Origin of the sequence: Hydrogenoanaerobacterium saccharovorans (genome assembly GCF_003814745.1) — a bacterium.
GTDB lineage: Bacteria > Bacillota > Clostridia > Oscillospirales > Ruminococcaceae > Hydrogenoanaerobacterium > Hydrogenoanaerobacterium saccharovorans.
Genome location: NZ_RKRD01000004.1, coordinates 34739 through 48231, shown reverse-complemented (window position 1 = coordinate 48231; position 13493 = coordinate 34739). Strand labels below are relative to the sequence as shown.

11 protein-coding genes are annotated in these 13493 nt (G+C 45.6%); 5 read left to right on the top strand and 6 right to left on the bottom strand.

Features of this window, described 5'->3' with window-relative positions; all coding sequences use genetic code 11:
- Window positions 1-4: 4 nt before the first annotated feature.
- Both EDD70_RS13770 and EDD70_RS13765 read right to left on the bottom strand, forming a co-directional pair.
- Complete coding sequence (locus tag EDD70_RS13770) at window positions 5-481, bottom strand: C-GCAxxG-C-C family protein (protein WP_092756553.1); 477 nt, start codon at window positions 479-481, stop codon at window positions 5-7.
- A gap of 239 nt (window positions 482-720) precedes the next feature.
- Window positions 721-1848 (bottom strand): ROK family transcriptional regulator, encoded by a 1128-nt coding sequence (locus EDD70_RS13765; RefSeq protein WP_092756555.1) that lies wholly within the window; start codon window positions 1846-1848, stop codon window positions 721-723.
- Between the two features lie 384 nt (window positions 1849-2232).
- Here EDD70_RS13765 and EDD70_RS13760 point away from each other — a divergent pair, with 384 nt between their 5' ends.
- The 5 genes from EDD70_RS13760 to EDD70_RS13740 all read left to right on the top strand — a co-directional run bounded on the left by EDD70_RS13760 (window position 2233) and on the right by EDD70_RS13740 (window position 9885).
- Window positions 2233-3537, top strand: a complete 1305-nt coding sequence (locus EDD70_RS13760; RefSeq protein WP_092756557.1) for a hypothetical protein — start codon at window positions 2233-2235, stop codon at window positions 3535-3537.
- 154 nt (window positions 3538-3691) lie between these two features.
- Window positions 3692-5767, top strand: coding sequence for a hydantoinase/oxoprolinase family protein (locus tag EDD70_RS13755; RefSeq protein WP_092756559.1), 2076 nt, complete (start codon window positions 3692-3694; stop codon window positions 5765-5767).
- A gap of 83 nt (window positions 5768-5850) precedes the next feature.
- Window positions 5851-7233 carry an FAD-dependent oxidoreductase gene (locus EDD70_RS13750; protein ID WP_092756561.1) on the top strand — a complete coding sequence of 461 codons (1383 nt, stop codon included), beginning with the start codon at window positions 5851-5853 and terminating at the stop codon, window positions 7231-7233.
- Window positions 7234-7272: 39 nt separating this feature from the next.
- Window positions 7273-8346: an alcohol dehydrogenase catalytic domain-containing protein gene (locus EDD70_RS13745; RefSeq protein ID WP_092756563.1), complete on the top strand. Its 1074-nt coding sequence runs from the start codon at window positions 7273-7275 to the stop codon at window positions 8344-8346.
- Window positions 8347-8361: 15 nt separating this feature from the next.
- The gene (locus tag EDD70_RS13740) at window positions 8362-9885 is read left to right on the top strand and encodes an FGGY-family carbohydrate kinase (protein ID WP_092756565.1); all 1524 of its coding nucleotides are present in this window, start codon (window positions 8362-8364) and stop codon (window positions 9883-9885) included.
- Between the two features lie 88 nt (window positions 9886-9973).
- Here the strand turns inward: EDD70_RS13740 and EDD70_RS13735 are convergent, their stop codons facing one another.
- The 4 genes from EDD70_RS13735 to EDD70_RS13720 form a co-directional block, all read right to left on the bottom strand.
- Window positions 9974-10753 (bottom strand): GntR family transcriptional regulator, encoded by a 780-nt coding sequence (locus EDD70_RS13735; RefSeq protein ID WP_092756567.1) that lies wholly within the window; start codon window positions 10751-10753, stop codon window positions 9974-9976.
- 98 nt (window positions 10754-10851) lie between these two features.
- Window positions 10852-11673 (bottom strand): PfkB family carbohydrate kinase, encoded by an 822-nt coding sequence (locus EDD70_RS13730; protein WP_092756569.1) that lies wholly within the window; start codon window positions 11671-11673, stop codon window positions 10852-10854.
- A gap of 27 nt (window positions 11674-11700) precedes the next feature.
- A complete protein-coding gene (locus tag EDD70_RS13725) occupies window positions 11701-12555 on the bottom strand; it encodes a carbohydrate ABC transporter permease (RefSeq protein WP_092756571.1) in 855 nt (284 codons plus the stop codon).
- Window positions 12552-13472 carry a carbohydrate ABC transporter permease gene (locus EDD70_RS13720; protein WP_242943195.1) on the bottom strand — a complete coding sequence of 307 codons (921 nt, stop codon included), beginning with the start codon at window positions 13470-13472 and terminating at the stop codon, window positions 12552-12554. The genes EDD70_RS13725 and EDD70_RS13720 overlap by 4 nt, the downstream gene beginning before the upstream one ends.
- Window positions 13473-13493: the final 21 nt, after the last annotated feature.

Sequence of the window (13493 nt, the reverse complement as noted above, 5' to 3'; positions counted from 1 at the left end):
TCACTTATTCATCATCGATGTTGGTAAGCCCAAGCTCCCGAATTACGATTTGCGCAACCTTTGCGGCAACAAGCCCGGTGTAATAAATGCATTGCTCTTTGTGCTCGCCTTTGCCCATATCAAATTCTTTGGTTAAAGTACGGCAGCAAATTGCATTTTTACCGTTAGCCACTTTAAAATAGTCGTGCAGTTCTTTGGCAACCTCTAAGTTCTTTTCAACTTTCGGGTCTTTTGGCACAGTACGTCCAAAAAAGATACCCAGTGCTAATACACCGCCCGAAACCGCACCGCACAAACATTTAGAGCGCCCAATGCCGACTGGAAATCCGGATGCCATTGCAATCACTTGCTCGGGGATGTCCAACTCGAAGTTGGAGCGGATGGAACTGACCACTGCTTCGGAGCAGAAAAATCCTCCGCGAAACAATTCTTCCGCGTCCTTGCGGATTTTTTCTACACTGACTACTTGTTTTATGTGCATTGCTCATCCTCCTGTTAGTGGTTTTTACATTGATGCTTATTGATTTTATATTCGTTATTCTTGTTTGAGAATAACGCCGTTTCAGTATAACAAGATTGCTTATAATTTGCAATCATTATCGAAATTATTGATATTAGAGCCGCTGTTATTTATAAAATCAATATAGTGCAAAATACAGGCAAACACAGCAAAGCTCATCCAACTAACAGGTAGGATGAGCTCTATTTATAAAAACATCATTAGATCGTATTGATAAAACTTGCAATAAAGTTGAGCGCAGCACCGGCTGCAATTGCTTCGGTTTTATAACAGCACACCTCAAGATAGCCGGCATCATGCGTAAATGGGTTGCGGCTTTTAACGCGTTGCACTAAATCATCCAAATATTCATCCAGGTATTCGCCCACATAACCGCCGAGGATGATTTTGCAGTCAAACAGCATATGCAGGTTATTTACGGCAACCGCCAAATGGTCGAGATACTCGTTCCACAGCACGATTGCTTCGGGTGACTTCTTTTTGAGCAGCAGAAAGAAATCTTCAAGGTTGCCGTTTGTCAGCGACGAAAGCACCGTCGCCGCACAGTAGGGGTCCACACATCCTTTTTGACCGCAATAGCATTCTTTTCCGTTTTGCACAATGGTGATGTGCCCAACCTCTCCGCTGCGCAAATGGTCGCCCGAATAAATTTGCCCGTTGATAACGACCGAACCGCCAATGTTGTTGCTAAGCATCACATAAAAAGCATTGATTGTCTCTTCGTTCGCCCAAATCTCTGCATAACCGGCGGCATTCGCATCGTTGTAAAGTGCAGTTTGAAACGGGATGTACTTAGAAAATTCACTGCAGGTGGTACCGGTAAAATCTAAAATTTCACCATAAAAAACAGTCTGATTATCCGCTGTAATCAAGCCCGGTACGCCTATCCCAACGCCCAGAATGTGCTCTCTTTTCAGTTTTGCTTTTTCAATCACCGTTTCAACGAGTACCGAAAGCTGCTTATAGTAAGCATCGCTCTTTTCAAATTTGCACCGAATGCGCTCACAAGCAATCACAGCGCCGGTAAGGTCTACGGCAACTGCGGTAATGTGGTTTTTTGTGATGTCAATCCCAATCGCCGTGCGTGCATCGCGTACAATGTCGTACACCTTTGCGCGGCGCCCTCCGGTATTGCCGACGGAGCCTGCTTCTTCAATCAGTCCTTCCTCCTGCAATTCCATAATATTTTGCGTAACAGTAGGCAGGCATAGCTGCAGCTTATTTACCACATCGCGCCTTGAAAGCGAACTGTTTTTACGCAAAAGCTGATAAATATTGGTGCGGTTTATCTTTTTAATCTCCATATTGGCAGTTCTTTTTTCTTTCATTACCATCACGTTCCGTATCATATAGTTTAGATTTGCTATTGTGTTTAATAAATCTAATTTATAAAACAAATCATAACATAAAAGTATTTTTAGTGCAAGCAGCTTGCATTTAAAACAAGACAAATTTCTAAAGCGCAAGATTATATCACAAAAATAGAAGTAGTTTTTTGTCGATATGCATAAAAATTTGTAAAATATTAAAATATTATTGACTTTATTTTGCCTTGTTACTATAATTTAAAACATAAATTCATTTTGTAAAGTCAATTAATAAAACAAAGTGAAAAATATATCAATTCAATGTTTATAAGGTGGTGTAATTTGGGGTAGGGGGTTCATCGTATAAAAGAAAATGAAAATGTGCGAAATGAAAGGAGAATACAAATGGTAGTAGGTATTATAATTGTTGCAATCTTTTTGGTTATGGCAGTACTGATGATGCTGAAAAAAATCCCTGCAGTGCTCGCGCTGCCTTTAATGGCGGTGCTGATTGGGGTGGCGGCAGGTTTGCCCATGACGGGTGAGGAGGGTATCTTAACACATGTTTTGTCCAAAGGTGCGTTAAAACTATCGGGTACTTATGTTGCAATTTTGTTCAGCTGCTGGCTGTCTCAAATTTTGTACCGCACGGGTGTAACAGATACCATCATTAAAAAAGCCGCGGAATTGGGCGGAGACAAACCATTTATTATTTCGCTTGCACTGTGCGGCGTATCGGTATTTTTGTTTACCGTTTTGTACGGAACAGGCGCTGCCGCCATGGTGGGCGCGGTGGTACTGCCGATTATGCTTTCGGTAGGTGTTCCGCCTATCGTTGCAAGCAATGCGTTTCTCGCGTCGCTGTCTGCGGGATATTCTTTGAACCCTGCCAATATTGCCGCAATCACCAGCATTACCGGTGTAGCACCGGAGGATATTAACCTTTGTGCTGTGATTTTGGCGGTTGCCGGTATTTTATTTACAGTGGTGTACTTGGCATGGGGCTTTAAAAAGAACGGCATTAAATTTGCTTTTGCCGCACCCGTAGAACATGCCGCAGAAAGCGATGCCGATACCCGCCCCGCACAGGTTACAGGCTTTCGCGGGTTGCTGGCTTGCTTAACCCCGGTTGTAGTTGTGGCAATTATGCTGTTATTAAAGCTGGAAGCCATTACCGTATTTATCATTGGTATTGTGTGGGCAATCGTATTCACTTACAGAGGCAAATGGTCGAAGTTTTCCAACATCATTGTGCAAAGCTGCTATGAGGGCTTTAAAGAAGGTGCACCCACTGCCGCTTTGATGTTCGGTATCGGTATGATCATCAACGCGATGACAACTCCTACCACGCAAGCGGTTATCAACCCCTTTATGATTGCAATTACCCCCACCACCGCATTGGGCCTGATTGCATTTGTGTGCATTCTTTGCCCGTTGGGCTTGTATCGCGGGCCGTTTAACATTTTGGGCCTCGGTGCAGGTTTGGCAGCCAGTATGCTGGCGGTAGATGTTCTGCCCGTCGCCGCATTGTCCGCGGTGTTTTATGCTGCGTTCCGTTGGCCTACACAGTCTTGCCCCACCTCCACACAGGTGGTTTGGGCATCCAACTTTGTGGGATATGACCCGATTACCGTCACCAACAAGGTGCAGCTGCCCAATTGGATTTTGACCGCGATTACCGTAGTGATACTAACAATTATTTATTTCTAGCCTATAGGCACTATAAAAACAGGTCGAACGGCGCGGAGCATCACGTCTTGATTCCGCGCCGTTAACATATCCTGTAATTTGAATAATGTAGAAAACGCTCTTGTTTTACAATATAAAAACAAAATTAAAAAGATAGTAGAATCGGGGAATGGGAATGAAAGTTAGAATTGGAATTGATGTTGGCGGTACTTTTACAGATGCCGTCGCGCTTGATAACGAAACATATGAATTGATAGGAAGCGTGAAACTGCCTACCACCCACGATGCCGAAGAAGGTGTTGCCGCGGGTATCGTTGCGGTTTTAGAAAAAATATTAAAAGAATACAACATCCGCCCTGAGGATGTCATGTTTATTGCGCACGGCACTACACAGGCAACCAACGCCCTTTTGGAAGGTGACGTCGCTCAGGTAGGAATTATTACACTGGGCAGCGGTATGCAGGGGATGAAATCTAAAAGCGATACGAATATTGGTGATATTGAACTGGCTGCGGGCAAATGGCTCCATACATACAACGCCTATGTCAATACTTCAGATAAAAATGCGTTTGATGAAAATATTAACCATGCGATTGATGAGCTGAAAGGGCAAAAAGCAGATTCTATCGTAGTATCCGAGGCGTTCAGCGTAGATAACCCCGAAAACGAGAATGCTGTTTTGGATATCTGCAAAGGCCGCGATATTCCGGCCACTGCGGGGAACGATGTTTCCAAATTGTATGGGCTTAAAGTTCGTACCAGAACCGCCGTCATCAATGCCAGTATCCTGCCCAAAATGTTGGATGCGGCAAACATGACCGAGCGCAGCATTAAAAACGCCGATATCGAATCGCCTTTAATGGTAATGCGATGCGACGGCGGCGTTATGACCGTAGACGAGGTGCGCAGCAGGCCGATTCTTACCATCCTATCCGGCCCTGCGGCGGGTGTTGCGGGTGCTTTGATGTATGAAAAGCTGACCGACGGCATCTTCTTTGAAGTGGGCGGCACCAGCACCGATATCTCTTGTGTTAAGGACGGAAACGTCGTTATCAAATATGCCGAGGTAGGCGGGCACAAAACCTATGTAAGCTCGCTGGATGTGCGCACCGTAGGCATCGGCGGCGGCAGTATGATTGAGCTTTCGGGCGGAATAGCCGTTGATGTAGGCCCGCGCAGCGCACACATCGCCAACCTGGAATACGAGTGTTTTGCCAAAACCGAAGATATTAAAAACCCTATTTTAAAAACAGTGAAACCCAAAGACGGCGACCCGGAGTATGCTTATATTGAATGCGACGGAGGGAAAGCGTTTGCACTCACCCTTTCCGGTGCGGCAAATATTGCTGGCTATGTGCAGCCCGACAGTTACGCTTACGGTAATGTGGAGGCAGCCGTCAAAGCGTGGGAACCTCTGGCAAAGAGCATGGGGCTTACCGTAAAAGAGACAGCCAAAAAGGTACTCGACCTTTCCGCAATCAAAAACGGCAAAGTTGTAACCAGTATGATACAGGATTACGGATTGGACAAGAGTACAATAACCTTTGTCGGTGGCGGCGGGGGATGCGCATCGGTTGTGCCGCATATTGCCGAGACGTTTGGCTGCAAACATAAAATCGCACGTAATGCGGCAGTCATCTCTCCCATCGGTGTTGCTCTTGCTATGGTGCGCGACATGATTGAGCGTACCATCTCAAACCCCACAGAAGAAGATATTCTTGCAATTCGCCGCGAGGCAGTGCGCAAAGCGATACAATCCGGCGCCAATCCCGATACAATTGAAGTGAAGATTGAAGTAGATACACAGCACCAAAAAGTACGTGCCATCGCCATAGGCACCACCGAAATGCGCACCAAGGAGCTTTCGAGCGAACCAAAAAGCGATGATGAGTTGAAAAAGATTGTTGCCGCAAACCTGAAAGCAGAAGCGTCCGACGTTCATCTCGAGGCAGATAACGGTGCTATCTGTGCAATCACGCGCGAGCAAATGAAAAGACATTTTATTTTCTTCAAAAAGAAAACAAAGGCACTGCGCCTGATTGACCGCGACGGCGTAATCCGCCTGCAAAAGAAAAATGCGAGTGTTTGCTCCTGCGAATCCAAAGATGAAATGGGGCAAATCGGGTATTCGTGCGCTGTCAGAAATCGGGGCACATGGGTTTTCAAGAACGTATTACGAGCAAAAACGCCGCATGCCAAAGCAGATGGAAGAGGGATATGCCTTACAGCTGCAAAATCATGCGGTAAATGATATTGCATTCAGAGGGCAGAAAACAGCACAAAAAATCTATTCCATCAATCCAATCCTTAAATTTTTAACCGGAGGATAACAGAATGAGAAACGATATGAAAAAAGAAATTATAAAAGCCGATGTGGCGGTAATCGGTGCAGGCCCGGGCGGTATGGCAGCCGCAATCGCAGCGGCACAGCAAGGCGTAAAAGTGGTACTTGTTGAGCGTTTGGGTTATCTGGGCGGTCAGTTGGGTTCGGGGTTGCCGTTCCTTGCATTTATGGATATGCACCAACGACAGATTGTAGGCGGCCTTGCACAGGAGATGGTGGATCGCTTAACTAAGCTGGACGGCACTGCGGGGCACAGGTACTGCCCGTTCCACCTATCTTCTACAACCGTAAACCCTTTTTATACGCGCATTGTTTGCTTCCAGATGGTGCAAGAATATGGCATTGACCTGCTGATGCACTGTGAGCTGTCAGGGGTAAACGTAGTGGATAACAAAGTGCGCTCGGTTACCGTAACGGGTAAAGGCAGTGAAATAGAGATTCAGGCAAAAGTATTTATTGACGGAACCGGTGACGGAGATGTTGCTTACATGGCGGGCGCCGAGTATGAAAAAGGGCAGGATAAAACAGGAGTATTGCAGCCGCCCACGCTGATGTTTAATTTGGGCGGTGTGGATTTTGACCGCTTCTGCGATTACCTTGCCGAACATCCGGAGGAGTTGCCCTATAACTCGGGGCTTACCCACATTCGCCCCGGATATGACGAAAAGTTTTTCCGTAACAACCCCGGGCATATTTTCTTCGGTCTCAATGCGCTCATCAAAAAACTGCGTGCAGAGGGCAAGTGCCCCGTCAACCGCGACACTGTTATTTACATCCGCCTGCCGATACCCGGTCATGTGGCGGTTAACACCATCCGCATCCTCAACTGCGACGGCAGTAATGTACACGACCTAAGCCGCGGCGAAATGGAATCTCACTTGCAGATTTTACCGCTGATAAAGATGCTTCAGGAGCATGTACCCGGGTTTGAAGATTGTTACCTCACCTCGGTCAACGCGTCCATCGGTGTGCGCGAAAGCAGACGCATCATGGGTATCAAAAAGCTCACCAAAGATGACGCTGTCTCGGGTATCATCCCAGAGGATTCCATCGGCATTTACTCGTACTTCATCGACATCCACAGCGGGGACGGGGACGAAACCTATACCAAAACCATTGAAGAACCGTACGGTGTACCTTACGGCTGCACGGTTGCAAAAGACATCGACGGTTTGATGATGACAGGGCGCTGCATCAGCGTGGATGCGGTTGCGTTTGGTTCTACCCGAATTATGACCTTGTGTATGGCGGTGGGTGAGGGTGCCGGTATCGGTGCTGCACTGGCTGTAAAACAAAACATCGAGCCCAAAGCCGTAAACCCTGCCGATGTTCGTGAAATACTTTTGCAAAACGGCGCGATTCTAAGCATCTAACCTATTACATAAAAATATGTATCAAACAGGAGGTATCCCATGTCCATTCCAAAAACAATGAAAGCACTGGTGGCATACAGTGCAACCGAATATAAATACGAGCCCGATTACCCAACCCCGCAGTGCGGCCCCGATGACATTATTATTAAAACAGAGGGGTGCGGTGTGTGTGCGGGTGACCTAAAATGCCAGCATGGTGCTGCTATGTTTTGGGGCGATGAAACACAGCCGTCTTGGGTTGAACCGCCGTTCATCCCGGGGCACGAGTTTGTAGGGATTATTGCAGAAATCGGCGAAAATGTAACAGGTTACAAAATCGGCGAGCGCGTAGCTGCAGACCAGATTGTACCGTGCGGCGAATGCCGTTTCTGCAAAGACGGGCATTACTGGATGTGCCAACCGCACCAGATTTTTGGGTTCTTTAGCGGCCTCAACGGCGGTATGGCAGAATACGTAAGGCTACCTAAAAAAGCCGTCATTCACAAAGTCCCTCTGGAAATGCCGCTGAATGATGGACTTTTAATCGAGCCGTATGCCTGCTCGAAACACTGTGTAGACCGCGCAAAAATCGAGGTGGAGGACATTGTTGTCATCTCTGGTGCTGGCACTTTGGGCCTTGGCATGGTTACCTATGCAAAATTGCGCAGCCCCAAAAAGCTGATTGTACTGGACATGATGGATGAACGCTTAGAAAAGGCAAAAGAATTCGGCGCCGATTTGGTGTGGAACCCCTCAAAGGTAAACGTAACAGAAGAAATTATGAAACTGACGGACGGCTACGGCTGCGATGTTTACATTGAAGCAACAGGGCATCCATCTTCGGTAGTGCAAGGTATGCAGATGATTCGCAAACTCGGACGTTTTGTAGAGTTCTCTGTATTTGGCGAACCTACTACTCTTGACTGGTCAATTATCGGCGACCGCAAAGAACTGGATGTGCTGGGCTCTCACCTAAGCCCCTACTGCTACCCGTTTGTGATAGAAAACATTGCAAACAAAACCCTCAAAACCAACGGGATAGTATCTAAAAGTTTTGCGATTGAAGATTGGGAAAGCGCGTTTGATGCTGCAACCGGCAAATACCGCGACTTTAAAGTAGCCATTAAATTTTAACTGAAGGAGGATTCTATGGAATATTTAATAGGTACTGACATCGGTACATCCGGAACAAAGTCAATCCTAATGGATACCAAGGGCAACCTCATCGCCCAAGACCTGCAGCAATATGATGTATTAACCCCCAAACCGCTGTGGGCGGAGCAATGGCCGGATGTATGGCTGGATGCCACCAAAAAATCCATTCGAAATACGGTAGAGAAATCCGGTGTATCGCCCGACCAAATCAAGGGCATCTGCATCAGCGGGCTTTACGGAGGCTCGGGTATTCCTTTGGATGAAAACATGGAACCTATACGCCCTTGCCTTATTTGGATGGACAGACGAGCAGGGGAACAGGGGAAATGGGTGCTTGATAACATCGGTGCCGAAAAGCTGAAAAAAATCACCCATAATGGCGTGGACCCGTATTACGGCTACCTAAAAATGTTGTGGATTCGCGACAACGAACCGCAAAACTGGGCAAAAATCAAATTATTTTTGCCTCCCAACGCCTATGCCATTTACAAACTGACCGATGAGGTTGGCATAGACTATTCCTCCGCAGGTAACATCGGCGGAATATTTGATATGAACACACGGACATGGTCGTATGAGCTGATGGACGAGATGGGAATTCCACGCAGCATGATGCCCACCCGTTTAATGGATTCGAGCGAAATTGTAGGCGGGCTGAATAAACAAAGTGCTCAAGAACTGGGGCTTGTTGAAGGCACACCTGTTTGTGCAGGCGGTGTTGACTGCGGAGTTGCTACTTTTGGTTTGGGCGTGCTCGACCCGGGGGAATATGCCGCAGCAATCGGCACATCCATGTGCGCCGCGCTCATTCACGAACAACCCATCAAAGCAAAAGATTTAATCCAGTGGCCTTACGTTTACCGCTCAAAAGAACTGTCATACTCGTTTGGCGGCGGTGCAACCGCAGGTGCGGTGGTAAAATGGTTCCGCGACCAGTTTGCACAGCTTGAAAAAACCGAGGAGGAAAACGGAGGAGAAAACGCCTATGCCGTTTTGGACAGACAAGCGGCTCAAATCCCTTGCGGCTCCGAAGGGCTGGTGGTTTTGCCTTACTTTATGGGTGAGCGCAGCCCGCTGTGGGATACCCATGCCAAAGGCGTCATCTTCGGGCTTTCTTTGGCACACACCAAAGCACATGTTTACCGTGCGTTTCTCGAAGCTGTGGCGTACTCTCTGCGCCATACAATGGAATCAACAGGGCAGGACCTCGGTGAAACAATCCTATTGGCAGGGGGAGTGAGCAAATCAAAACTTTGGAAGCAGATTTTCGCCGATGTCACAGGCTACAGCATCGTTTGCCCCATCCATGATGTAGAAGCAAACCTTGGCGATGTGATGCTGGCAGGGCTGGGCACAGGTACGCTTACACTCGATGAAATCAGAACCTGGCGTGTGTTGGATGAAAAAATTCTTCCCAATCAACAGGCACACGAACAATATAACCAGTATTACCAAATGTACCACAGCATTTATCGCAGCCTTAAAAAAGATATGGAGCATATGTCCTCTATACAATAAAATTGGATTTTGCATCTGCTGACAGAATATCTTTTCGATAAAACCACCCTCTGCATCCTATACGATGCAGAGGGTGTTTCATTGTTCATTACTTATTGTAATTTGTATCTCTTGTTTTCAAATGTAGTGCCGATGACTTTTTGCGTTCATCAACATCCAAAACATACGTTGCCCTGCTTGCAAGAACCAAACTCTTCGAGATTTGAACCGGAATATCTTTATCATCAAAAGTGAGTTTGAGGATAGAAAACAGCGGGTCACCGGGGGAACAATTTAAATAGTTGCAAATAGTCACATCGGCTATTTCTACGTTAAACCTTTTTTGGGCACGGGGCAGGGGCACACCGTAAACTTCTTTCATCAAATGGTAAGTGGAAACATCTTCTTTTATTTTATCGAGCATTCCCGGAAAACGCTCACACGGATAATAGCATTCATCATATAAAACAGGCTGGTTTTCGTCGTACATGGTGCGCTTCAGCTCTATAATGGGCGAACCTAATTTAATCTGCAGCAAATTTGCAATCCATTCTTCGGCGGGAACAATCTTTTTCGAGTGTATCACTCTGCCTGCTTTTCGCCCCATACGGGTTAATGTATCGGTAAATCCCAAAATCGAATCCATTTTATTTTCAATTTTACTGTGTTTTATAAAAGTTCCTTTTCCTTGCTTGCGCTCCAGCATACCCTCTTTTTCCAGTTCTTCCACAGCACGGCGAACGGTAATGCGGCTTACACCGTAGTGTTCGCCCAGTTCGGTTTCGTTTGGCATTTTTTCACCAAGAGTATACACTCCGCTTAGGATATCATTTCTGATAGCAATCATTAATTGTTCGTAAAGAGGAGTTGCATGGTTTGGCTTTAACATGAAAGGATCTCCTTAAATCTATTGGTGTATTGGTAATTAATTCTATTTCTAGCTTAACATAATCTCCTGTTTTGTCAATTAAATTAACGCTTTTTCCTTCAAATTTTCATGGGATGAGGATACCCGAAACCGCCGTAAAATGTACAGGTTTTTGCTGCACATTCTGCTGCAAAATCCAGTGCTTCGTCCATATTGCCGCTTTGAACAAATCTGGTAAGAAAACCCGCAATAAAGCTGTCGCCTGCACCCATAGTGTCCACCACATGGGTGTTTTTAATGCCCTGAAAAAAGCGTTTACCGTTACAAGAGAATATTGCCCCTTTTTTGCCCTGAGTAATTCCCACAATTTCAGTGCCCAATCTGTGGCAAGTATCCATTAATTCGTATGCCTGCTCGTTGCTCATATGAGAGCCCGAAAAGAACGCAAAACGAATAAAAGGGCAGACCGTATTCAAATATTCATGCTTCGTATTTTCAGAAAAATCAAATGATATTTGGCAATGTTGGTTCATTTTTGAAAGTTCCGGCTCGATACTGGAAAAGCAGCTTGTATGGCAGATGTCAAACCCTTGTATATAAGCAAGGTCATCCGGGGTTAGCCGCAGGCGAACAATGTGCTGTGCCGTATTTTTTTCGCCTGCAATAAAAACACGGTCGCCTTCTGCATTCAACTGAACTCCCGGTTTGCCGCTGGGTGCCAATACTGTTCTGCACCGCGTATAACTCACATGCTCTTGGTCAAGAGCCCATTTTATATGCAAGGCGTTTTCATCATTGCCAAACACGCCGATGTAAGCAACTTCGTCAAACCCGTTGCGTTTGCAGTTTACTGCAACATTCACTGCGTTGCCGCCAGGATAATACCTATTTTGGTCAATATAGCAATCTGTTACGTTGTCTCCAACCGCAATCATTTTCATAACGATTTTCTCCTTATTTTACAGCTTTTAACCCTTAACCGAACCCGCAGTCATCCCACGGATAAAATGCTTCTGCATTAAAATAAACATCATAATAATTGGCAGCGCAGCAATCACCATGCCCGCCAAAAGCACCCCCCAGTTGGTTTGCAGCGCATCACGAAAATTCATTAACCCCGAGGGGATTGTTTTAAGCTTGTCGCTGTCGATAAAAATAATCGAAAATAAAAATTCGTTCCAAGAATAGTAAGTGGTAAGCACGGTGCAGGTCAGCAGAATGGGTTTAGACATCGGCATAAAAATGCGCGAATAAATCCCCAGTGCCGAACAGCCTTCCAGTGTTGCCGATTCTTCCAATTCTTTGGGGATGGAGAGGAAGAAAGAACGTATCAGCAACACCGTGATGGGCAGGCGGAACGCGATGTAAGGCAATATCATTGCAAAATAGGTGTTATGGATGCCCAAAAGCTGAAGTAATTTGTATAAGGGGATAAGGCAAACCTGCGGGGATAACATCATACCGCCCATACAAACCATTAAAAAGAACTTGCTGCCCTTAAAATGATAGCGACTTAAACCATATGCGCAAAGCGAGCCGATGAGCAAAACCCCGCAAACCGTACTTACCGTAACAAGCAGGCTGTTTTTAAAATACCCTGAGATGCCCTTTTGCCAAGCAGTAATGTAATTTTCCCAGTGTAATTTAGTGGGCAGGCTCCAAACTGAGCCGTAAATCTCATCGTAAGATTTTAATGAGGACATCACCGTCCAAAACATAGGGTATGCGATAATTATAAAGCCAAATATTAAAATTATCAGCCAAATTAATTCGCCAACACCAAAGCGGTTTCGTTTAAACGAGCCGATTGCTGCGACTTTCATGTCTTATCCTCCTTTTTTACAGAAGTTTGGGTGATGGTATTGTCATTGCCAAAAGCAAAAATTTGTATCAGAGCCATACCCGCACAGATTAAGAAGATAAGAACCGCAATGGCAGAAGCATACCCCATTTTGTCGCGTACAAAAGCAGACTGATACATATGTACTGCAAGCGTTATAGAACTGGTACCCGGCCCTCCGCCTTTTGCCAAGATATAAGGCTCGTTGAATACGGTAAAAGCACCTATCGTTGTAATCACCATCGTAACAAAAAACATCTGCCGCACTTGCGGAAAGGTGACATGCAAAAAACGCTCGATTTTATTGGCGCCGTCAATTTCTGCTGCCTCGTACAGGTCTTCGGGGATTTTCTGAATAGCAACAATAAACAGCATCATAATATAACCCGTGCTTTGCCACTGCGACATGGCAATTACCGCAAAAATAGCTGTTTTACTGGAACCCAGCCATTGCCTTGTAAGCGACTGCAAACCAATCGACTCCAAAAAATTGTTGAGAAGCCCGATTTGAGGATGATAGATAAAGCCAAACAGCAAGCAGATAACCGTCATAGATATTAAAACAGGCAGGAAAAAGGTTGTGCGAAACAACGGTGATATTTTGCGAAATGCTGCATCCTCCAGTACCGATGCAAGAACCAGTCCTCCGCCCACCTGAATTGCTATCGAAATGACTGCGTAAAGAATATTGTTTTTTAACGCTGTTAATATTACCTTGTCTTCAAACAATGTTTTATAATTATCCAACCCAACAAAGGTTTTGCTCTGCGAAAATGCAGAGAATTGTTCAAAGCTGAAAAGAAAGTTTTGAACAAGTGGTACATAAATAAAAATAAGCAGCATGAAAATGCAGGGAGCAATAAACAAAAAGGGAGCTAAGCGAAACCTTTTCTTAACCAACCATCTTCACTCCAATCGTTG